17 protein-coding genes are annotated in these 21,265 nt (G+C 71.2%); 5 read left to right on the plus strand and 12 right to left on the minus strand.

Annotated elements, in window-relative coordinates; genetic code table 11:
* Positions 1-26: 26 nt before the first annotated feature.
* Positions 27-1,595, minus strand: coding sequence for a bifunctional 3'-5' exonuclease/DNA polymerase (locus tag JQT67_RS02780; protein WP_208063356.1), 1,569 nt, complete (start codon positions 1,593-1,595; stop codon positions 27-29).
* A 74-nt stretch (positions 1,596-1,669) separates the two neighbouring features.
* Here JQT67_RS02780 and JQT67_RS02785 point away from each other — a divergent pair, with 74 nt between their 5' ends.
* From JQT67_RS02785 to JQT67_RS02805, 5 genes are all read left to right on the plus strand, one after another.
* Positions 1,670-2,182: an HNH endonuclease gene (locus JQT67_RS02785; protein WP_208063357.1), complete on the plus strand. Its 513-nt coding sequence runs from the start codon at positions 1,670-1,672 to the stop codon at positions 2,180-2,182.
* Between the two features lie 98 nt (positions 2,183-2,280).
* Positions 2,281-6,084, plus strand: coding sequence for a multifunctional oxoglutarate decarboxylase/oxoglutarate dehydrogenase thiamine pyrophosphate-binding subunit/dihydrolipoyllysine-residue succinyltransferase subunit (locus JQT67_RS02790; protein ID WP_307864176.1), 3,804 nt, complete (start codon positions 2,281-2,283; stop codon positions 6,082-6,084).
* Between the two features lie 189 nt (positions 6,085-6,273).
* The gene (locus JQT67_RS02795) at positions 6,274-7,818 is read left to right on the plus strand and encodes a sugar transferase (RefSeq protein WP_208063358.1); all 1,545 of its coding nucleotides are present in this window, start codon (positions 6,274-6,276) and stop codon (positions 7,816-7,818) included.
* A gap of 12 nt (positions 7,819-7,830) precedes the next feature.
* Complete coding sequence (locus JQT67_RS02800) at positions 7,831-8,649, plus strand: WecB/TagA/CpsF family glycosyltransferase (protein WP_084155151.1); 819 nt, start codon at positions 7,831-7,833, stop codon at positions 8,647-8,649.
* A gap of 49 nt (positions 8,650-8,698) precedes the next feature.
* Complete coding sequence (locus tag JQT67_RS02805; RefSeq protein WP_208063359.1) at positions 8,699-10,477, plus strand: glycosyltransferase family 2 protein; 1,779 nt, start codon at positions 8,699-8,701, stop codon at positions 10,475-10,477.
* Between the two features lie 11 nt (positions 10,478-10,488).
* Here JQT67_RS02805 and JQT67_RS02810 read toward each other — a convergent pair whose 3' ends face one another.
* The 11 genes from JQT67_RS02810 to JQT67_RS02860 are packed head-to-tail and all read right to left on the minus strand — an operon-like array spanning position 10,489 to position 21,259.
* On the minus strand, positions 10,489-10,971 hold the full coding sequence (locus tag JQT67_RS02810; RefSeq protein WP_374222111.1) for a VanZ family protein: 483 nt from the start codon (positions 10,969-10,971) through the stop codon (positions 10,489-10,491).
* Complete coding sequence (locus JQT67_RS02815; protein WP_208063361.1) at positions 10,968-11,855, minus strand: DUF6492 family protein; 888 nt, start codon at positions 11,853-11,855, stop codon at positions 10,968-10,970. The genes JQT67_RS02810 and JQT67_RS02815 overlap by 4 nt, the downstream gene beginning before the upstream one ends.
* Complete coding sequence (locus JQT67_RS02820; protein ID WP_208063362.1) at positions 11,845-13,170, minus strand: O-antigen ligase; 1,326 nt, start codon at positions 13,168-13,170, stop codon at positions 11,845-11,847. Before JQT67_RS02820 ends, JQT67_RS02815 begins: the two co-directional genes overlap by 11 nt.
* Positions 13,171-13,223: 53 nt before the next feature.
* Positions 13,224-13,898 (minus strand): hypothetical protein, encoded by a 675-nt coding sequence (locus tag JQT67_RS02825; RefSeq protein ID WP_208063363.1) that lies wholly within the window; start codon positions 13,896-13,898, stop codon positions 13,224-13,226.
* Complete coding sequence (locus JQT67_RS02830) at positions 13,895-14,566, minus strand: hypothetical protein (protein ID WP_208063364.1); 672 nt, start codon at positions 14,564-14,566, stop codon at positions 13,895-13,897. Before JQT67_RS02830 ends, JQT67_RS02825 begins: the two co-directional genes overlap by 4 nt.
* A complete protein-coding gene (locus tag JQT67_RS02835; protein WP_208063365.1) occupies positions 14,563-15,699 on the minus strand; it encodes a glycosyltransferase in 1,137 nt (378 codons plus the stop codon). Before JQT67_RS02835 ends, JQT67_RS02830 begins: the two co-directional genes overlap by 4 nt.
* Positions 15,696-16,940, minus strand: coding sequence for a glycosyltransferase (locus tag JQT67_RS02840; RefSeq protein WP_208063366.1), 1,245 nt, complete (start codon positions 16,938-16,940; stop codon positions 15,696-15,698). The genes JQT67_RS02835 and JQT67_RS02840 overlap by 4 nt, the downstream gene beginning before the upstream one ends.
* The gene (locus JQT67_RS02845) at positions 16,937-18,394 is read right to left on the minus strand and encodes an oligosaccharide flippase family protein (RefSeq protein WP_208063367.1); all 1,458 of its coding nucleotides are present in this window, start codon (positions 18,392-18,394) and stop codon (positions 16,937-16,939) included. The genes JQT67_RS02840 and JQT67_RS02845 overlap by 4 nt, the downstream gene beginning before the upstream one ends.
* Entirely contained in the window at positions 18,391-19,512 is a 1,122-nt protein-coding gene (locus JQT67_RS02850; RefSeq protein WP_208063433.1) for a DegT/DnrJ/EryC1/StrS aminotransferase family protein, read from the minus strand. Before JQT67_RS02850 ends, JQT67_RS02845 begins: the two co-directional genes overlap by 4 nt.
* A 2-nt stretch (positions 19,513-19,514) precedes the next feature.
* Entirely contained in the window at positions 19,515-20,138 is a 624-nt protein-coding gene (locus tag JQT67_RS02855; protein WP_208063368.1) for an acetyltransferase, read from the minus strand.
* Positions 20,135-21,259: a DegT/DnrJ/EryC1/StrS aminotransferase family protein gene (locus JQT67_RS02860; RefSeq protein ID WP_208063434.1), complete on the minus strand. Its 1,125-nt coding sequence runs from the start codon at positions 21,257-21,259 to the stop codon at positions 20,135-20,137. Before JQT67_RS02860 ends, JQT67_RS02855 begins: the two co-directional genes overlap by 4 nt.
* Between the last annotated feature and the right edge of the window lie 6 nt (positions 21,260-21,265).

A 21,265-nucleotide genomic window follows, 5' to 3' on the forward strand; every position in this document is an offset into this window, starting at 1 on the left:
GCTCCCAGGGTAGAGCGCCGGATGCGTCAGCCCTTCGCCTGCCCCCAGTCGTCGACGACCGCCGTCTGCACCGGGAACTCGACCGGGAAGTCGCCGAAGAGCAGCCGGCCGGCGAGCGCCGCGGCATCGCGGATCGCCTCGGCCACGGCCTCGGCATCGGCCTCGGGCGCCTGCACGATGACCTCGTCGTGCAGGAAGCACACGAGCGCGGCCCCGTCGACGTCGGCGATCGCGCGCCGCACGCCCGCCATCCACGCGAGCGCCCACTCGGCGGCGGTGCCCTGCACGACGAAGTTGCGCGTGAAGCGGCCCCAGGCTCGCGCTTGCGCCGCACCGCGCTCGTCGCTCGGCCACCGCGGCGGCTCGGGCGAGGTGCGGCCGAGCCACGTGCGCACGCGCTCGCGCCGCTCCCCCGCGCGCGCTGCCGACTCCACCGCCGCCATCGCTCGCGGGTAGGCGCGCGCGAGCCGCGGCAGCACGAGCGCCGCCTGCCCGCGCGTGCCGCCGTAGAGCGCGCCGAGCATGCCGACCTTCGCCTGCTCGCGGCTCGCGACGACGCCGCGATCGACGAGCCCGCGGTAGAGGTCGGCGCCCCTGCCCGCCTCGGCGAGGCCCTCGTCGCGCGCGAGCGCGGCGAGCGCGCGCGGCTCGAGCTGCGCGGCGTCGGCGACGACGAGGCGCATGCCCGGCTCCGCCGCGACCGCGCCGCGGATCTGCCTCGCGATCTGCATCGCGCCCGACCCCTCCGTCGCCCAGCGGCCGGTGACGACGCCGCCGGGCACGTACTCGATGCGCAGCCGGGTGCGGCCCCGCTCGTCGGCGCGCGCCCAGCGCTTCGCCCACGCCCAGCCGTTCGCGGTGTGCAGGCGCGCGAGCCGCTTGTACGCGATGAGCGGCTCGATCGCGGGATGCTCGAGGTCGCGCAGCTCCCACCGCGCGGTCGAGGTCGCGTCGAGGCCCGCGCGGCGGAGCGCCCGCAGCACGTCCTGCGGCGAGTCGGGGTTGAGCGACGGGTCGCCGAGCGCCTCGCGCACGGCGGCCGCGAGCTCGTCCATGCGCGCCGGCCGACCCGCCGAGCGCTCGCCGAGCGCCTCGACGAGGAGCGCGTCGTGCCGCGCGACGTCGAAGGGCAGGCCCTCGCGGCCGAGCTCGACCGCGACGACCGCACCCATCGACTCGGCCGCCGCGAGCATCGCGAGCCCCGCGTCGTCGCCGATCGCCGCCTCCTGCGCGCGCAGCTGCTCGGCCACGGCCGCGACGCCCTCCGCCTCGGGTGCGAGCGAGAAGAGCGCGTCGGCGCCCGCCTCGAGCGGTCGCGACCATCGCTCCTCGAGCGGGAGCCCCCTCGCCTGGACGAGGATGCGGTGCACGAGCCTCAGGTCGCGCACCCGCTCGATCCGCACGCCCGCGTCGAGCAGCGCGGGAGCGATCGCGCGCGCGTCCTGCCACACGAGGCGCGCGCCCGGCGCCGAGAGCCGCTCGTCGTCGGCGACGCGCGCCGCCTCGTGGACCCGAGCATCCGCCGCGCCGCCACGATCTAGCGCGGCCACCGCGATGCGGGCGCCGCGCTCGAGCGGCACGACCGCGAGATCCATGCCTGCACGCTAGTGCGCGCATCCCACATGCGCTTCATAGCCCTCGTGCGGCACGATGGTGCTGGAGATCCGCGATGGCAGCGCAAGTGGTGGTGCTCAACGCGACGCTCGAGCCCATCGGCGTCGCCTCGCTGCAGCGCGCGGTCGCGTTCCTCGTCAAGGAGCGGGCGCAGATCATGCTCGCCGCGGACGGCATGATCCGCTCGAACTCGATCGAGCTGCCCGTGCCGCGCGTCGTGGTCTTCAACGACTACGTGCGGATCCCGCACACGCGGCTGTATGACCGCATGCCGTGGAGCCGGCGCGGCGTGCTCGACCGCGACGGCCGGCGCTGCGCGTACTGCGAGGCGCCCGGCGCGACGATCGACCACATCCACCCCGCTTCGCGCGGCGGCGAGTCGACGTGGCTCAACACCATCACCGCGTGCGTCGCGTGCAACGGGGCGAAGGGCGACCGCACCCCGGCGGAGGCGGGCATGCCGCTGCGCTTCGAGCCGCGCGTCGTGTGGCGCCGCGAGGTGCTGATGCTCGCGGTCGAGGCGACCGGGGTCGACCTCGTCGAGCTCGGCGTGCTCCCTCGGCCCTGACGCGCGGAGCGCCCAGCGCGCGCCACTATGCTGGAGGGCAGTGTCGCCGCGGAGTGCCTGCGGCGTGCCCGCGAGAATCGGAAGAGGCGATCGATACCGTGTCCAGCCCTGCGGACGACAGCGATTTCGGAGCGAACGAGTGGCTCGTCGAGGAGCAGTACCAGCTGTTCATCAAGGACAGGAGCTCCGTCGCCCAGTCGTGGTGGCCCATCCTCGAGCGCTACGCGGCGCAGCGCTCCTCCGGCGAGGCTGAGACGAGCATGAGCGAGACGCCCAAGGCGCCCGCCGCCGAGCCGCCGGCCCCCGCCGCCGCGCCCAAGCAGCCCGCGCCGCCCCGCAAGCCCGTGCGCGCGGAGTCGCGCCCGCCGAAGCCCGTCGACTCGGGCGAGGCGCAGGCGACGCAGGACTCGACGCGCGCCGACGCGATGGGCCCGGCAGAGACGCCCGCGCCCGCGAAGGCCGAGGGCGCGATCGTCGCGAAGACCACCCGCCAGGCCGCCCGCCCGACGCCCGTGCCCGCCGACGCGCCGACCGCGAGCGAGAAGCAGGCGGCGAAGGGCGAGGAGCGGAAGGCCGACGAGCCCGTCGTCACGACGCTCCGCGGCATGCCGAAGACGCTCGCCGCCAACATGGACAAGTCGCTCTCGGTGCCGACCGCCACGAGTGTGCGCACCGTGCCGGCGAAGCTCATGATCGACCAGCGCATCGTGATCAACAACCACTTGCGCCGCACGCGCGGCGGCAAGGTGTCGTTCACGCACATCATCGGCTACGCGCTCGTGCAGGCGCTCAAGGCGTTCCCGAGCCAGAACGTCTACTACGACGAGATCGACGGCAAGCCCGCGATGGTCGCGCCGCCGCACGTCAACCTCGGCATCGCGATCGACATCCCGAAGCCCGACGGCACGCGCGCGCTGCTCGTGCCGAGCATCAAGGGCTGCGAGTCGATGGACTTCTCGGAGTTCGTCGCCGCCTACGAGGCGCTCGTGAAGAAGGCCCGCGCCAACAAGCTCGACGCGGCCGACTTCGCGGGCACGACGATCTCGCTCACGAACCCCGGCGGCATCGGCACCGTGCACTCGGTGCCCCGCCTCATGCAGGGCCAGGGCTGCATCATCGGCGTCGGCGCGCTCGACTACCCGGCCGAGTTCATGGGCGCGAGCCCCGAGCGGCTCGCCGAGGCGGGCGTCGGCAAGACCGTGACGATGACGTCGACCTACGACCACCGCGTCATCCAGGGCGCCGGCTCGGGCGAGTTCCTCAAGATCGTGCACGGGCTGCTCGTCGGCGAGCAGGACTTCTACCGCGGCATCTTCGCCGACCTCCGCATCCCCTACGAGCCCATCAAGTGGTCGACGGATGTGTCGGTGCGGGAGTCGGACGAGCTCTCGAAGCAGACGCGCGTCGCGCAGCTCATCAACCAGTTCCGCGTGCGCGGCCACCTGATGGCCGACATCGACCCGCTCGAGTACGTGCAGCGCACGCACCCGGACCTCGAGATCGAGCACCACGGCCTGTCGTTCTGGGACCTCGACCGCGAGTTCGTCACGGGCGGCTTCGGCGGCAAGCGCTCGGCGCTGCTGCGCGACATCCTCGGCGTGCTGCGCGACTCGTACTGCCGCACGATCGGCGTCGAGTACATGCACATCCCCGACCCGGCGCAGCGCCAGTGGTTCCAGAGCCACCTCGAGGTGCCGTACGTCAAGCCGACGCACGACGAGCAGATGCGCATCCTGCGCAAGCTCAACGAGGCCGAGGCGTTCGAGACCTTCCTGCAGACGAAGTACGTCGGCCAGAAGCGCTTCTCGCTCGAGGGCGCCGAGTCGATGATCGCCTTCCTCGACTCCGTGCTCGCGGGCTCGGCCGCCGCGGGCCTCGACGAGGTCGCGATCGGCATGCCGCACCGCGGCCGCCTCAACGTGCTCACCTCCATCGCCGGCAAGACCTACGGCCAGGTGTTCCAGGAGTTCGAGGGCGCCGCGGTCTTCCAGGGCTCGGGCGACGTCAAGTACCACCTGGGCAACGAGGGCGAGTTCACCGCCGCCGACGGCTCGACCGTGCCGGTCTACCTCGCGGCGAACCCCTCGCACCTCGAGGCGGTCAACGGCGTGCTCGAGGGCATCGTGCGCGCGAAGCAGGACCGGCTCGGCAACGGCGAGCAGTCGGTGCTGCCGATCCTCGTGCACGGCGACGCCGCGAACGCCGGTCAGGGCGTCGTGTTCGAGACGCACCAGCTCTCGCAGCTGCGCGCGTACCAGACGGGCGGCACGGTGCACCTCGTCGTGAACAACCAGGTCGGCTTCACGACCCCGCCGACCGAGTCGCGCTCCTCGACCTACGCGACCGACATCGCGAAGGCGATCCACGCGCCCGTGCTGCACGTGAACGGCGACGACCCCGAGGCCGTCGTGCGCGTCGCCGAGCTCGCGTTCCAGTACCGCCAGGAGTTCAAGCGCGACATCGTCGTCGACCTCATCTGCTACCGCCGCCGCGGGCACAACGAGGGCGACGACCCGACCATGACGCAGCCGCTCATGTACTCGCTCATCGAGGCGAAGCGCTCGGTGCGCACGCTCTACGCCGAGAACCTCGTCGGCCGCGGCGACATCACCGAGGAGGAGTACCAGGAGGCGCAGGCCGACTTCCAGGCGAAGCTCGAGCAGGCCTTCATGGAGACCCACGCGGCCGCGACCGGCTCGATGCCGATCGTGACGCCCGCCGCCTTCCAGCAGGCCGCCGGCGAGCCGGAGTCGACCGGGGTGGACGCATCCGTCATCGCCGCGATCGGCGACGCGCACGGCAACGCGCCCGACGGCTTCGCCGTACACCCGAAGGTCAAGCAGGTGCTCGACAAGCGTGTCAAGGCGAGCCGCGAGGGCGGCGTCGACTGGGCGTTCGGCGAGCTGCTCGCGCTCGGCTCGCTGCTGCTCGAGGGCACCCCGGTGCGCATGTCGGGGCAGGACACGCGTCGCGGCACGTTCGTGCAGCGCCACGCCGTCATGCACGACCGGAACAACGGCCAGGAGTGGCTGCCGCTCGCGAACCTCGGCCCGGAGCAGGCCCGGCTGTCGATCTACGACTCGCTGCTGAGCGAGTACGCCGCGATGGCCTTCGAGTACGGCTACTCCGTCGAGCGCCCCGACGCGCTCGTGCTGTGGGAGGCGCAGTTCGGCGACTTCGCGAACGGCGCGCAGATCGTGATCGACGAGTTCATCGCCTCGGCCGAGCAGAAGTGGAACCAGCACTCCTCGCTCGTGCTGCTGCTGCCGCACGGCTACGAGGGCGCCGGTCCCGACCACTCGTCGGGCCGCATCGAGCGCTTCCTGCAGCTCGCGGCCGAGGACAACATGACGATCGCGCGCCCGTCGACGCCGGCGAACCACTTCCACCTGCTGCGCCGCCAGGCCTACGCCCGGCCGCGCCGACCGCTCATCGTCTTCACGCCGAAGGCGATGCTGCGCCTGCGCGACGCGACGAGCGGTCTCGAGGACTTCACGAGCGGCAGCTTCCAGACGGTGATCGACGATCAGCAGGTGCAGGACCCGGCCGCCGTCACGCGCGTGCTGCTGCACTCGGGCAAGATCCACTACGACCTGAAGGCCGAGGCCGCGAAGCGCGGCCGGAGCGACGTCGCCCTCGTGCGGGTCGAGCAGCTCTACCCGCTGCCGATCGACGAGATCAACGACGCGGTCGACCGCTACCCGAACGCGCAGCTCGTGTGGGTGCAGGAGGAGCCGCTCAACCAGGGCGCGTGGCCGTTCATGCACCTGGCGCTCCCCCGCCACCTGCACGGCCGCACGCTCAAGGTCGTCGGGCGCCCGGCATCCGCGAGCCCCGCCACCGGATCGGCGAAGCGCTCGTCGCAGGAGCTCGCCGCGATCCTGGAGTCCGCGCTGGGCTGACCCTTGGACTCGACGCCGGAGCGCTGAGCAACCGCTCAAGCCCACCCGCAGATCCCCGCACGGTTCCGTCCGTGCGGGGATCTGCGCTTGCCGCTCCCGAGATTCGCTCATACGTTGCGATAACAGTGTTACCGCGCATCGGCGGGACACCTTCGACGGGGAAGCGGGTGATGTCGAGTGCAGCGAGTGATGGGCTCCGCGCAACCGAGCCTCGCGCCGCGCCGCCGCCCCTGGGCCACGAGCACTGCCGGCGCCGGTCCCGTCGCCTTCGAGCTGCCGGGCGCGCGGTCGCCCCGCTCCACCTCGACGCTCGCTCGACGGCTGCGATGGGAGCGCCGCGCGCACGACCGGCTGCTCGTCACCGATCTGCTCGTCGTCCTCGGCGCGACCGCGATCGACGCGATCGCCGCGAGCTCCTTCGCGACGGAGCTCGCTCCCGTGCCGCCCGAGCGTCTCGTGGGCGCTCCGCTCCTGACCGCGGTGGTGTGGCTGGCCATGCTCGCGGCCACGCGCTCGCGCGACGCGAGCGTGCTGGGCTCGGGGGTGCGCGAGTACCGTCGAGTCGCGCACGCGACCGGGCTGGCCTTCGCTCTGCTCGCGGCCGCGGCGCTCGTGGGCGATTGGCCCGAGCTGCGCCTCCAGCTGCTCGTCGGGATCCCGATCGGCCTGCTCGCCCTGCTGATCGGGCGGTGGCAGTGGCGTCGCTGGCTCATCGCGCGGCGCAAGGAGGGCGAGTGGGCGTCGCGCACGATCCTGGTCGGCGAGCGCGACGAGATCGCGTACGTGCTCGAGCGGCTGAGTGCGGCCCGCGATCTGAGCTACCACGTCGTCGGCGCCGCGGTGCGGGGCGACCCGGGCGAGCCGCTCGAGCTCGCCGGTCGGCGCGTTCCGGTGCTCTCCACGACCGCGAGCGTCGCCGAGAACGCCGAGCGCATGAGCGCCGACACCGTCATCCTCGCCGCGAGCACCGATGCCGATCCCGAATACCTCACCCGCTTGCGGCGGCAGCTCGAGGGCACGTGCGCGGAGCTGGTGCTGTTCTCCCGACTCACCGATGTCGCCGGACCGCGCATCTCGTTCCGGCCCATCGATGGCCTGCCGCTCATCCAGGTGCGGATCCCGACCTTCGACGGGGGCAGGCACAGCCTGAAGCGCGCCCTCGACATCGGCGTCTCCGCGTGCGCGCTGCTCGTCGTCGGCATCGTCGCGGTGCCGATCGCGATCGCGATCAAGCTCGACTCCCCCGGCCCCGTGCTGTTCCGGCAGCAGCGCGTCGGGCGCGACGGGCAGAGCTTCGCGATGCTGAAGTTCCGCACGATGCACGTCGACGCCGAGGCCCGGCTCGAGGAGCTGCGCGCGCTCAACGAGGCGGCCGGCCCGCTCTTCAAGCTCAGGGACGATCCGCGGATCACCCGCGTTGGCGGCTTCCTGCGGCGCCACTCGCTCGACGAGCTGCCGCAGTTCTGGAACGCGCTGCGCGGTGACATGAGCGTCGTCGGCCCGCGTCCCCCACTGCCGAACGAGGCGACCGGCTACGACGAGGTGGTCAAGCGGCGGCTCTACCTCAAGCCCGGCATCACGGGGCTGTGGCAGATCAGCGGGCGCAGCGACCTCAGCTGGCAGGAGAGCGTGCGCCTCGACCTCCGCTACGTCGAGAACTGGTCAGTGATGGAGGACCTCATGATCATCGCGAAGACAGCCCGGCTCGTCGTCCATCCGGCGGGCGCGTACTGAGGAGCACCGGTCATGCGAGTCCCTTCGTCGCGCCGCCCGCACGAGGAGCGCGCCTCGGCGCAAGGCCGCCCAGGCTCGGCGCCTCGCGCGCTCCCGGTGGTGCCGATCGGGTCGGAGGTCGTGCACCTCGCCAGTCGCACGGAGGCGCTCGCCGCGGTCGCGGCGTCGCGGCGTCCCGGTCGCCCGCTCGCGGTCGCATCGGTCAACCTCGATCACATCCACCAGTTCCCCACGGGCGTGGCGCGACCGGGCTCGGCCGTCGACTGGCTCAACCTGATCGACGGCGCTCCCGTTGCCAGCCAGGTGCGACGCATCACGGGCCACCCCTACCCCAAGCTGTCGGGCAGCGACCTCATCGGCGGGATACTCGACGACGCCGCGCGCCAGCGCCGCACCGTCGCGATCCTCGGTGGGTCGCCGGCGTGCGGCTCGGCGCTCGCCGAGCGCTTCCGCAGCGAGTGGCCGGAGGTCAACTACCTAGGGCAGTGGGCACCAGCCCGAGCGACGCTCTCGTCGCCCCTCGAGTGCCGGCGCATCGCGAGCGCGCTGCGCGTCGCGGGAGTCGACATCCTCATCGTCTGCCTCGGCAAGCCGCGCCAGGAGGCGTGGATCGCGGAGTATGGAGAGGAGACCGGAGCGGAGGTCCTGCTGGCCTTCGGCGCGGTCGTCGACTTCCTCGCGGGCAGGGTAGCCCGCGCCCCGGAGTGGGTCTCGGCGGCCGGCCTCGAGTGGGCGTGGCGCCTGCTGCTCGAGCCCCGGCGGCTCGCGAAGCGCTACCTCGTCCAAGCGCCTGCGGCATACGTCGCCGTGCGCCGGTCCCGAGCCGCGTGAGCGCAGCGCGATGACAGCAGTCCGAGCCAGCGCGACGAGCACCACGACGGTGACGACGACCCCGGTGGCGCCGAGCAGGGTCGGCGAATTCGTGCGCGAGGGCTCCGTCCAGGTGGCCGCGGTCGTCGTCACCTACAACAGCGGAGCGACGATCGACGCGCTCATCGAATCTCTGCGCCCGGAGGCGGTCGACACGACGATGCGGGTCATCGTCGCCGATAACGCGTCGACGGACGACACGCTCGATCGCCTCGCCCGGCACGCTGACGTCGTGGTGATCTCGACTGGTGGCAACCTCGGCTATGCGGGCGGCATCAACGCCGCCGCCGCGGAGGCCGGCGCGTACGGAGCGCTCCTCGTCCTGAACCCTGACCTCCGTGTCGAGCGGGGAGCCGTGCAGGCGCTGCTCGACGCACTCCGACGCGACCCGAGCTCCGGCGCCGCGGTGCCCCGCATCCTCGACCGTCACGGCAGGACCGCCGAGTCGCTCTTCTCCGAGCCGACGGCGCTGCGGGCGTGGTGCGATGCGGTGCTCGGGCCTCTCTGGCGGAATCGGCCGGGTGCCTTGACAGAGTGGATCCGGGACCCGCAGGCCTACGACAGCCCCCGCTGCGTCGACTGGGCCACGGGAGCCGCGCTGCTCGTCTCGAGCGCCGCCGCCCGAGCGGTCGGCGAGTGGGACGAGCGGTTCTTCCTGTACTCGGAGGAGACCGACTACTGCCGCCGCATCCGTGACGCTGGGTTGCACATCCGGTATCAGCCTGCCGCGATCGTGCACCACAGTCAGGGCGGCTCGGGGGCGTCCGAGCAGCTGGACGCTCTCCTCAACGTCAACCGCGTGCGCTACATGCGCAAGCACGCACCGCGGAGCGCAGCGTCCTACAGGATGGCGGTGACCGTGGGTGCGCTCCTGCGCGGTCGTCGCGCCTCGTCGCAGGCGACCGTGGCGCGGTACCTCCGCGACGAGCGGCGGTGGGCGGAGCTCCCGCAGGGGACATGGCTGGGTTCGCGGGGGCGGACGTCAGCGGCGGTCGTCATCCCCGCCCACGACGAGGAGCGCGTCATCTCGCGAACGCTGGGGCGCCTCAGCGAGCCCATCGCGCTCGGCGCGCTGGAGACCGTGGTCGTCTGCAACGGGTGCAGCGACCGGACGGCGGACCGCGCGCGCGAGATCGCCGGCGTGCGCGTGGTCGAGCTCTCCGAGCCCTCCAAGACCGGAGCTCTCAACGCCGGGGATGCCGAGGCATCAGCCTGGCCACGCGTCTACCTCGACGCGGACATCGAATTCCCCTCGGCAGCCGTCCCGGCGCTGGTGCGCGCTCTCGGAGCCGACGGCGTCCTGGCGGCGCGTCCGCCCTTCGAGTACGACTCTCTCGGTGCGACCGCGCTGGTTCGGGCGTACTTCCGCGCTCGCGCGCGACTGCCGCACCTCGCTCAGTCCCTCTGGGGTGCGGGAACGTACGCCCTGAACGCGGCAGGGCATGGGCGACTCGGCCGCTTCCCCGAGGTCATCGCGGACGATGTCCACGTCGATCAGCTGTTCCGCGCTGAAGAGAAGCGGATCCCGCTGGCGCCTCCGGTGCGGGTGCGCACGCCGAGGCGGGCCGCCGATCTGCTGCGGGTGCTGGTGCGTACCCGACGTGGACCCGCGCAACAAGGCCTGGACTCGGGCCGCGCTACAGCGCGCGCTCTACTCAGATCCGTCCGAGGCCCGCAGAGCCTCTGGGACGCGAGTGTGTTCGCCTCGGTCACTCTGCTCGCGCGCAGTCGCGCGAGCCGCTCACGAGCGCGTGCGGCGCGATGGGAGCGAGACGACTCGACGCGCTGACCCCTCCCGCGTCACGGGGCGAGTCGCGGATCGTTCCTGAGCCGGCGATGTGCTCGCCGTCGGTGGGGAGGAACGCGCCACACTGCTGCGATGCCGAGCGCTGCACCCGCCGCGTTCGCGGCCACGTCGCGCAAGCTCGCGTCGCGCTCCGGCAGGGCGAGTTGCACGAGCTCCGCGCAGACTGACAGTGCGAGTGCGAGCGCCATGCTTCTCCGACGCTGCCCGAGCGTGATGCTCAGCAGCGCGCCAAGCGGTGCGAAGAGCGCGACGTTCGCGGCAACTTCTATCCAGCCGTAGCCGAACCAGCCAGTCCCGACGTACACGCGGAGCCAATCGCCGATGACCAGCACCATGCCCCGGTGGTCGAGGGGCACCAGCAGCAAGACGAGGACACCGACGCTGTACACCGCTAGCGCGACACTCGATCCAGCAGACGGAGTCTTCGGCGCGGCTCCCGTCCTCGACGCGCGTCTTGTTCGACTCCGCATGCTCATCCCTCGTGGCGCAACCGAGCGAGCGCTGCACGCCGTGTGGCGAGGGCCGTCCCTGACTTCGCCGAGACCATGACCGCGACGTCGGTCGGTCGCGCGTCCCGCAGCAGACGGTCGAAGCCCGCGTCGTCGAGCGGTTCCTCGAGGTAGTGGTTCGCGCACTTCATATCGCTCCGGCGCCCCACCCGCGTGTGCTGAGCGAGCATCTCATCGACGAAGACGCCGTACAGGACCATCTCAGAGAACTGCAACCTGCGTCCGACCGCCACCTGCCATGGGAGGCCGCAGCGCTCCTGCACGACGGCCAGCATGGTCCGCACGACGTCTGGCTTCCAGAGGCACGGGCAGCAGATGTAGTCAGGGCGCGGTGCATCGCCGACGTGCGGGGGAAGACCGAGCAGCTCGCGAGCTGCGTCATGCCAGACGAGATGCCTGGACATCCCCTTGTGGACCGCTCCATCCAAACGATAGAGCGGCAACGAATCCGCGTCCGTGTAGTCGAGCACGGAGAAGCGGCGGATGAAGGCGACGTCCGAATCGACCAGCAGCACGTACTCCGCATCGCTGCGGGCGGCAGCCGCGAGCTTCACGACCTGCTGCGCGATCCACCCGCGGACCGGCGGCCAGGGTCGACGGATCTGGAGCCAAGCGTTGACCAGGGGCAGCCGTAGCATGCCGCTGGGCAGGAGGTCGCGCGCGTCCTCGACTACGACCGGACCGCCTTGGAGCTGCTCGAACAGCGCTCGGTCTCTCCCCGGGACGATGACTCGGTGCGTCGTGCCGGCGGGTGCGAACCGAGAGACGCTCGCGATGAGATCGCGACAGAGCTCGAAGTCTGGCGCGTAGCTCGGCGTGACGATCTCGAGCGAAGGATGCCTACTTGCCATTGGCCTGTTCCCGTCTCTGCACTGCCTGGGCGCCGGGCAGGTGCACTGCGTGCATGGCGGGACTGATCACGCGCGCTCCCGCGTCCTTCAGCGGGAGCCCCCGCAGCGCGCCCGAGTACCCCGCAAGTAAGAAGAAGAGCCCGGCGGCGATCGGGAAGCTCAGCCCGTCGAAGAACAGGAAGAGCACGGCGATCGTGAACACCGATGCGACGGTCGCTGCCGCCGCAAAGGTGATCTCGGCGACCGGTGACGCTTGTCGAGCGCGCGCCGCGCCGACGATCGCTGCGACCACGATCCCTGCGAGGGCGGTGACCCCCAGCACACCGAGTTCGACGGTGCTCAGCACCCACTGGTTGTCGAAGATGTAGTAGCGGGGCAGGAAGGTGCCGAAGCCTTGGCCGATGATCGGGCTGGGCGCGAGGAAGTCCGGCACCCGTGCGAGGCCGTCGGTCCGGGATGTGGTGCTCGGGTCATCCGCCGCCGCGGTGAAGAGCGTGAGCGTCGTGGTCAGCACACCCGGCACGGCGATAACGACGGCTACTGCAGCCGCCCCGCCGCCGAGACCCAGCGCCCAGCGGTAGGTCCTCGGCAGGAACGGGAGCAGCGCGACGACGCCGATGATGAGGCCGATCACCGCGGACCGTGAGACCGAGAGCAGCGCAGCGACCGCGATGGCGGCGACCGGGACCCAGCTCGACCACTGCACGCCCGCGCGCTCCCCGCGCGCTACCGCTCGGGCGATGGCGATGGGCAGGATGGCCAGGATGGCGGCTGTGTACTCGAGCGGGTGGGTCGCCGTGCCCGACGCTCGGGTGAAGCCTCCTCTGTTGTCAACGCCGCCGAGATCGATTGCCACCCCTGGCAGCCCGGCGGCCCACTCCAGCAAGCTCTCCCCGGTTGCGAACTGCGCGATGCCGAGCAACGAGAGGAGCGTCCCGGCCAGCACGATCCGCGACGCAAGGCGCAGCGCGTCGCGGTGCGTGTCGATGCCGTCCATGACCACCAGCAGCACACCGCCCCATGACGCGAGACGGAGGAGCGACGTCATCGCAGGCGTGACCTGATCTGCCGGCTGTCCTCGCAGCAGCGCAGCGGCGAAGCTCACGAGGGCGACGACGAGCAGGCATCCGAACGCCAGCCGGACCGGTTGACGCATCGGTAGCGGGTCGTGCGCGCGGCGCTCGAACTTGGTCAGGATCCACCACAGCATGAGCAGCAGACCCCAGAGCGTCGAGGGCCGACCCAACGAACCGAGCGCCGCGATCGTGAGATTCGACGGCACCGCGAAGAGCAGCACGAGATAGGTCGTCACCATCGAGAGGGCGGCGCCGCTCCGTGATGCGGTACCCGGCGAAGGCATAGCGTGCGTCACCTGCGGTTTCCCGACATCCTGCCGAGGCGTTGCGCACTCGCGATCGCATCGGTCGAACTCGGCTCCCTCCGTCGGCGTGCACGCTCGAGGCCGTCGAGCAGAGCGGCGAGCAATAGCGTCGATATCGCTACACCGAGCGATGCCACAGCCGCGACGGTGAGTCGACCACGCTGCAGCAGTGTGCTCTCGCCATCGTGGGTGATGGTGGTGACGCGGATCCGGTCCTGCTCGGGGATCCCTTGCTCCCTCTGCAAGCTGACGATGGTCTCCGAACTCTGCGCGACCGCGGCATCGATGAGCTCCTCAGCAGCGCGGTCGCTCGACGCCCTGACCGTGATCAGGACGACCGGTCCCGCGCTCTGCGGGTCTCGCGAAACCTCGATCTCGGCGCCCGGGTACGGTTCCGTGATCTGCCGCGCGACATCCTCTGATCCCACCGCGCGCACGATGACGTCAGCAACTGAGGTCAAGCCGTTCAGGAACAGGTACGGGTTCGAGCTCGACTCAGGGAGCGTCTCCTGTGCAGGCAGCAGCAGTTGCGCCGCTGAGCGCTCGTAGTCCGGGGGGATCAGGACCCATGCCGTGACCGCGGCAGCGATGGCGATGACGAAGCCAGGAGCGACGACGTACCATCGGCGTCGGAGAGCGGCCAGGATCTCGACGAGTGTCACGGGAGCACCTGCTCGCCTGCCGCCGCTAGCCGCTTCCGCCCGGCATGGTCCAAGGAGATCGAGGCCCAGGCTCCGGTGATCGCCCCGGCGAGCAGCATGGCACCGACCGCCGCCGCCTGCGCCATACGAGACGCGGTGATGTGCTGGATCGTCATCGTGAGCGGCTCCACCCTCGCCGTGATTCGGTCCTCCGGAGCGATGGCGAGCTCGTCCTGCATCGCCGAGGAGCTCATCGCGACGGCCTCGAGGTTGGCCGCCTGCTGCTCGCGGACCCAAGCTTCAGTGGCCCCCACGATCCGGATCTCGATGACCGCGTGACCAAAGCTCGGCGCCCACTGGCTCCCCTCATCCTGCAGACCGACGGCGACGCCCTCGCGCAGCCCCGCTCCGTAGAAGGGCGCATCGGAAGCCGAATATCGAAGCGACGGCGCCTCCGCGTTGATCGCGGCGACCACCGCCCCGGCGAAGGCGATGACGCTCTCATTGGAGGTCGCGTTGTCCGGGGTCAGCGAGCTCTCATGCGGGTACGTGAATGCGACGACTGTCCGCGTGGAGTACACACCGGAGTCTGCCGAGAAGACGGCGATGAGCGCACCAGCGAGGAGCAGCGCGGAGGCGCACGCGTACCATCTGCGGCGGATCGCGCGCAGACTGTCGTAGATCGTCACATTCGCTCCTCCCTCGGTCGCTCTCGGCGGCGATGGGCGGCGTCCGCGAGCGCCTCGATCTCGTCGGCCCGGCGTCGCCAGCTGTGCTGCCCGGCAAAGCTCATCCGTCTCGCCTCCGCGTCCTGATCGTGCCGGGCGCCTATCGCCTCGCGAGCGGACGCTGCAAACGCCACCGCGTCGGATGCGATGACCACGTCGGCGAAGTCCAGCCATCGTGAAGCGGGCAGATCGCTCGACACGACTGGGACGCCAGCGGCCAGGTACTCGAGCGTCTTCAAGGGCGAGGAGGCGAGGTTGAACGCGGTCGGCGTGTATGGAGTCAGCCCGACCGCGATCTCAGAGAGGTGGGCGGGCACTTCGTGCGCGCCGACTGCGCCGCGCCAATCGACCGTAGGTCTCGCCGCAAGTCGCTCGAACCGCTCATTGAAGGAGGGATCGCGCGACGTTCGAGGGCCGACGATCCTGAGCGCGAGGCCGTCGTCCGCCACCGCCTCCAAGAGCGAGAGGTCGATCCGCTCGTTGATCTGGCCGATGAGCCCGGCTGTCGGAATGCGACGGGCCGCGCCGCGCTCGGGAGGCGCCGGTGCCCCGTTCGGAAGCACCGTCACGGACGCGGTAGGACGTCGGCTGATGATCGATCGCGCCAGCGGCGGGCTGACGACCACGAATTCGTCCGCTGCCATGATGTTGTGGTCGAGGACTGCGGACACCCATTTGGGTTCGAAACCCATCAGCGGCGCCCCCGCGACCCAGTCGTCCGTGACGTACAGGATCTTCGTCGCAGAGGTACGCGGGAAGCTCGTGACCGGGTTCGCGACGATGACGGCGCGGACATCGCGGCCACGGACGGCACGTCGGTAGCTCAGTTCGCGTAGCATCCGTGTGATGCCGCGGGAGGGCCAGCGTGATACTCCAGGGGGCGCCGGCACGACGACCCGAGTGAGGTCACCCACAGCGGTGATGGCCGGAGCGTGTCCACTCATCCAGCCTCTCCAGGCCCTGCGGTCGGCCGGGTCGATCCAGACGACAGGACGGCCTTCGGAGATCTCGGCGACGATCCTACGATCGGTCCCGATCATCGCGTCCCACCGCACCCCCGCGAACCACACGATGACTGCGTCGTCACGGCTCATCTGCCGCCTGCTCTCGCTCTCGCGGCCACCGGACGCGCGTTGAAGTCGTCGGCTGCCTCCGATCTCATGGCACGACGGATCCTCTTGCCTGCGTAGTAGACGCTGTAACGGATGAGCGCTTCCGCTTCCCGTGTCGCCGATCCTCGCACCGGCGTCGCCATAGCCCTCCGGTAGACGTCCGCCTGCAGCTCAGCAGCGCGCACGAGCGAGAAGCGCTCACGGACCAGTTGCAGCCCGAACGCACCGAGCGACTCGCGCCGATGACGGTCGCCGATGAGCGCGCACAGCTCCCGCTCGAGCGCGACGGGCCCCTCGGCCCGCCCCTCTCCCACGCCGTACCAACCGCTCCAGAGGAACTGGTCGACGGACTCGGGCGTCAGCGTCCGCCAAAAGCCTCGCTCGCCCTGCACGATGAGCGGAGTGCCGAACGAGAGGGCCCGCAGGGCAGAGCCACCCATGCCGAGGCACACGTCAGCGGACGCGTATGCGGGTCGCGGGTCATCGAGCTGACCGGTCAACACCACCGTGCCGCGACCTGCGCCGCGGTTGATCGCGCTGGCGCGCGCCTCGATCTCGCGCTTGGCAGGGCCGTCGCCGACGAGCACGAGACGGATCGGCGCGCGTGTCGCCAGCCGACCGATCACGTCGATTGCGGCCAGCGTGCCCTCGAGCTTGAGCTCCAGGGCGAACCGCGTGACCGCGACGACGTTCAACCGATCATCGTGCAAGCCGAACGCTGAGCGGAACCGCTCCGCGGCCGCGGGATCAGGAGCGTTGAAGCTCAGGTCCACCGGTGGCTCGATCACCGTGGTGTCAACGCGCCCTGCAGCTCCCTCGAATGCAGCGATTTCAGCTGTGCCAACCACGAGCGGCACACTGCGCGGGATGAACGGCGGCACGGACATCGACATCACGGTGGCGAGGACGCGGGCCCGCATCCCGGTGCGCGCCGCGAGCACAGCGTCGAGCACCGGCGGCCACTCGTATCCGTGCACGATGTCGATGCTCCGCTCGCGGACCAGCCGCTCGAGGTCTCGCGCGACGCGTGGCGAAGGTCGCCGCCCACGGTCGGGGGCCTCGATGAACTCCAGGCCGAGCTCGTCGACGCGGGCGCACAGGGTCCCCCGCCGCCCGTAGATGATGCACTCGTGGCCGAGCTCCGACACCGCCGCGGCCAGCTCGATCGCATTCGTCTGACTGCCGCCCATGTTCAGGTCGTGCGGATACACGAGGACCCTCATGACGCCTCCCTGCTGCGCATCGCCGCCAGCAGAGCCTCCAGCTCGCCGCGGTGCCGCAGGCAGAGGAGCCCTGCGGCCACGACGGCCAGGAACCCAGCGGCGGATGCCGCGGCGAAGGACGATGCGACCGTCTGACTCAGCACCCAGCCGGCCGTCCATGCGAGCAGTCCGGCCAGGAGGGGCGCCGCGATCGCGGACAGCACTGCGCGGACGGTGACGCCGATGCGAGCGAGGCTCGCGAGGTACAGCGGCGCGGCGATCAGGAGGGCGACGATGCATTGCACAGCCGCGACGCCGCCGAGCCCATAGGGCGTCGCGACGACGAGCATGAGCGGCAGCGCCGCGGCGAACACGACCCCCTGGATCACGAGCACAGCGCTCGACCACCCGACCACGACCAGGTAGTCGTAGGACAGCTCGAACCAGATCTTGAGCGCTGCGAGGGCGGCGAGCCAGAGCAGCGGCTCGGCCGCGGGCAGCCACGCAGGGCCGTAGACGAACTCGATGACGGGCACAGCGGCGCCGCTTGCGGCGAGGCATACGGGCACCGCGACGCACGAGAGGATCGCAAGCACTCGGGTGAAGATCCGCGACACCCGCTCCGACTCGGCCTTGATCGCCGAGAACGCGGCCGGCGCGACCGCGCGCAGCGGTAGCGAGAAGATGGATACCGGCCAGGCGGCGAGGTTGAACGCGAGCACGTAGAAGCCGAGCGCTTGCGCCCCCAGCAGCGACCCGACGACCATTTGGTCTGCGTAGCCCGATGCGAAAACGATGATGCTCGCAGCGGCGAGCGGCAGCCCGAACCGGACCAGGCGGCGTGCGATCGCGGGATTCCAACCGAAGCGATACGGCACCGGAGACCAGCGGAGGATCATCGCCGCGAAGACGATGCTCGCGATCAGCCTCCCGACCGCGAGGCCCATCGCGCCCCACCCGAGCAGGACGAGCAACAAGGAGAGCCCGGCGCCGAGCCAAGTGTTGATTTGGTCGGCGATCGTCCGCTGGCGCTGCAAGAACTCGCGCTGCATCACTGCGGCGGACGTGGCGACGAGACCATTGAGCACGATGGAGAGCGAGATCACCTGCACCACGGGTGCTGCCCGCCCGTCGCCGAGCATCGCAGAGAGCCACGGCGCGCCGAAGAGCACCACCGCGGTGAGCAGCGCGCTGCTCACCGCCGCGATCGTGTTGACGGTCGGCGCGATCGTCGCCGGGTCGTCGCGCCAGCGGATCACGGCGAGGCTGACACCGAGCTCGTTGAAGCTCAGCACAGCCATGAGCGTGACCATGGCGATCGCGAAGATCCCGAACTCCTCCGGACCCAGCAGCCGCGCGAGCGCGATGCCGATCGCCAGCGTGCCGAGCCTCAAGACGAGGGTGTTCCCGAAGCTCCATCCGAACGCCTTCGAGGCGCGCTGCGCCACGCTCGCGGGGGTCGGCTCTGCGCTCACGTCCGCACCGCCCCCCGACTCCGCGCGAGCTGGAGCGCACGCGCCACGCTCTCTTGCTGCGGACCAGTCAGATGCGGGTGCATGGGAAGCGAGAGGATCCGATCGGCGGCCGCCTCGGCGACCGGGAACTGGCCGCGCCGGTGCCCGAGGGCGGCGTAGGCATCGGTGAGGTGGAGCGGCGTCGGATAGTGGACGCCGACGCCGATGCCCTGCGCGGTGAGCTCCGAGGCGACTCGGTCGCGCTCGTCCATGCGCACGACGTAGAGGTGCCAGACGTCTGCGTTGCCCGGCCTCGTCGCCGGCAGACGGATCCCGTCAAGACCTACGAGGAGCCTCTCGTAGCGCCGCGCAGCCTCACGGCGCGCCGTGTTCCAGCCATCGAGCCGCCGCAGCTTCGCTCGCAGCACGGCAGCCTGCACCGCATCCAGTCGCGCATTCATGCCGATGCGGTCATGCACGTACTTCACGGAGCTGCCATGAGCCGCGAGATTGCGGATGGTTGCCGCGATGCCGCGGTCGTCGGTCATGACCGCACCAGCGTCGCCGGCCGCCCCCAGGTTCTTGCCGGGGTAGAAGCTCGTCGCGGCGACGCGGCCCAGCGCGCCGGCCCTTCCAGCAGATCCGGCGGCACCTTGGGACTGCGCCGCGTCCTCGACGATCACCATGCCGTGGCGCGCGGCGATCGGCGCGATGAGCTCGATGGGCGCCGTCTGTCCGAAGAGGTGCACGGGGACGATGGCTGCGGTCCTCGGCGTGATCGCCGCCTCGATCGCGTCGGGGTCGATGAGGAGGAACTCGTCGTCGACGTCGACGGGTACGGGCACGGCACCGATCCGCGACGCAGCCTCTGCCGTGGCGATGAACGTGTTCGCCGGGATGATGACCTCGTCGCCCCTGCCGACACCCACGGCGCGGAGCGCGAGCTCGAGCGCGTCGGTGCCGTTCGAGACGCCCACGACGTGCTGCACCCCGATGTACTCGGCGTACTCCCGCTCGAACGCGTCGACCTCCGGTCCGCCGATGAAGCTCGCCGACTCGAGCAGGCGGCGCCAGACGGGCAGCACGTCGGCCGCGACCTCCGCCTGCTGCGCGGCGAGGTCGACGAACGGCACCCGCATCGTCACGAGTTCACCTCCAGCGCACGGGCCGGGACTCCCGCCCACGTCTGCCCCCCGGGCACGTCGCGCACGACGGCCGCCGCCATGCCGACGGTGGCCTCGGCGCCGACGCGGACGCCTTGGCGCACCGTCGCGTTCATCCCCACGTAGGACGCTTCACCGATCGTGACGCCGCCTCCGAGCGCGACGCCCGCCGCGAGGGTCGCGAAGTCCTCGAGCACGTCGTCGTGAGTCACGGTGCAGTTCGGCATGATCACCACGTGGTCGCCGATGCGCGCATCGGCGGTGACGACAACACCGTCGAGCAGGATGCTGCCCCGCCCGACCGTGCTGGAGCGGCCCACGATCGCCGAGGGCGCCACGATCGTCGCGAAGCGGTCCCGCTCGACGCCGAGCGCCCGCAGCCGGGCGACGACGTCGCGCCGGCTCCTGCTCGGCCCCACGCAGACGAGGAGCCGCTCGTTCCGGCCGAGCGCCGCATCGGTCGAGCCGAGCACGGGCACGCCGCCCACGAGCGTGCCGTGGAGCGCGGCGTCGTCGTCGAGGATGCCCGCGACCGCGACGCCCGTGCCGATGACCTCGCGCGCGAGACCGCTCGCGCCGACGAGCAGCAGGCCCTCGCTCACCGTCGATCACCCCCGGGCGATCGCAAGACCGCGATGACGCGATCCTGGTCCTCGTCGGTCAGCTGGTGGTAGACGGGCAGGATGAGCGTGCCGTCGTGGAGGCGCTCGGTCGCCGGCAGGCCCTCTTCGGGCGCGAGCGCGCGGTAGGGGGGCTGGCGGTGCGCGGCCATGATCCCGCGCCGCGCCGAGATGTCGGCCTCGGCGAGCGCGACGAGGAGCCCGTCGCGGTCGACGGGGTACTCCGGCCCCACCTCCACCCAGAACGACTGGAAGTTGCTGGTCCCGTGCGCGGGATCCGCGACGGCCCGCAGTCCCGCGATGGGGGCGATCGCCGCCTGGTAGCGAGCGGCGACCGCCCGGCGCCGCGCGACGATCTCCGGCAGGCGGGCGAGCTGGACGAGCCCGACGGCGGCCTGCAGGTCGGTCATGCGGAAGTTGAACCCCACCTCGGTGTACTCCTCCGCGGGGGCGAGCACGGTCGCATGGCGATCCGCGGCCGAGATGCTCATCGAGTGCTCGCGCAAGCGGCGAGCGCGCTCGGCCCAATCCTCGCGGCGAGTGGTGAGCATGCCGCCCTCACCGGTCGTCAGGACCTTCCTCGGGTGGAAGGACCAGGCGGTGATCTCTGCTCCGGCCCCCACCGGCCGTCCCTTGTACGTGGATCCGGCACCGCAGGCAGCGTCCTCGATCACCACCGTGCTCCGGGCGTCGGCAACCGCCCGGATGTCGTCGAGGTCGAGGGGCATCCCGCCTTGGTCGACCGCGATGACCGCTCGCGTCGCCGGGGTCATCGCAGCGGCGAGCGTGCGTCCTGTCATGTTGCCGGAGGCAGGGTCGACGTCCGCGAACACGGGATTCGCGCCGACGTAGCGCACCGCGTTGGTCGTGGCGATGAACGACAGCGACGGCACGACGACGTCGTCCCCTTCGCCGATGCCGGTGACGATCAGCGCCAGCTGGAGGGCCGTCGTGCAGCTGCTGGTCGCCACGGCGAACGGCGCCTGCATCGCCTCCGCGAACCGGGCTTCGAACTGCGCGACGCGCGGGCCCTGAGCGACCCAGCCGCTCGCGACCACCTCGGCGAGAGCATCGCTCTCCTCCGCGCCGAGCCACGGCACCATGACGCT

It is taken from the genome of Agrococcus sp. TF02-05 (genome assembly GCF_017565345.1).
GTDB classification, from domain to species: domain Bacteria; phylum Actinomycetota; class Actinomycetes; order Actinomycetales; family Microbacteriaceae; genus Agrococcus; species Agrococcus pavilionensis.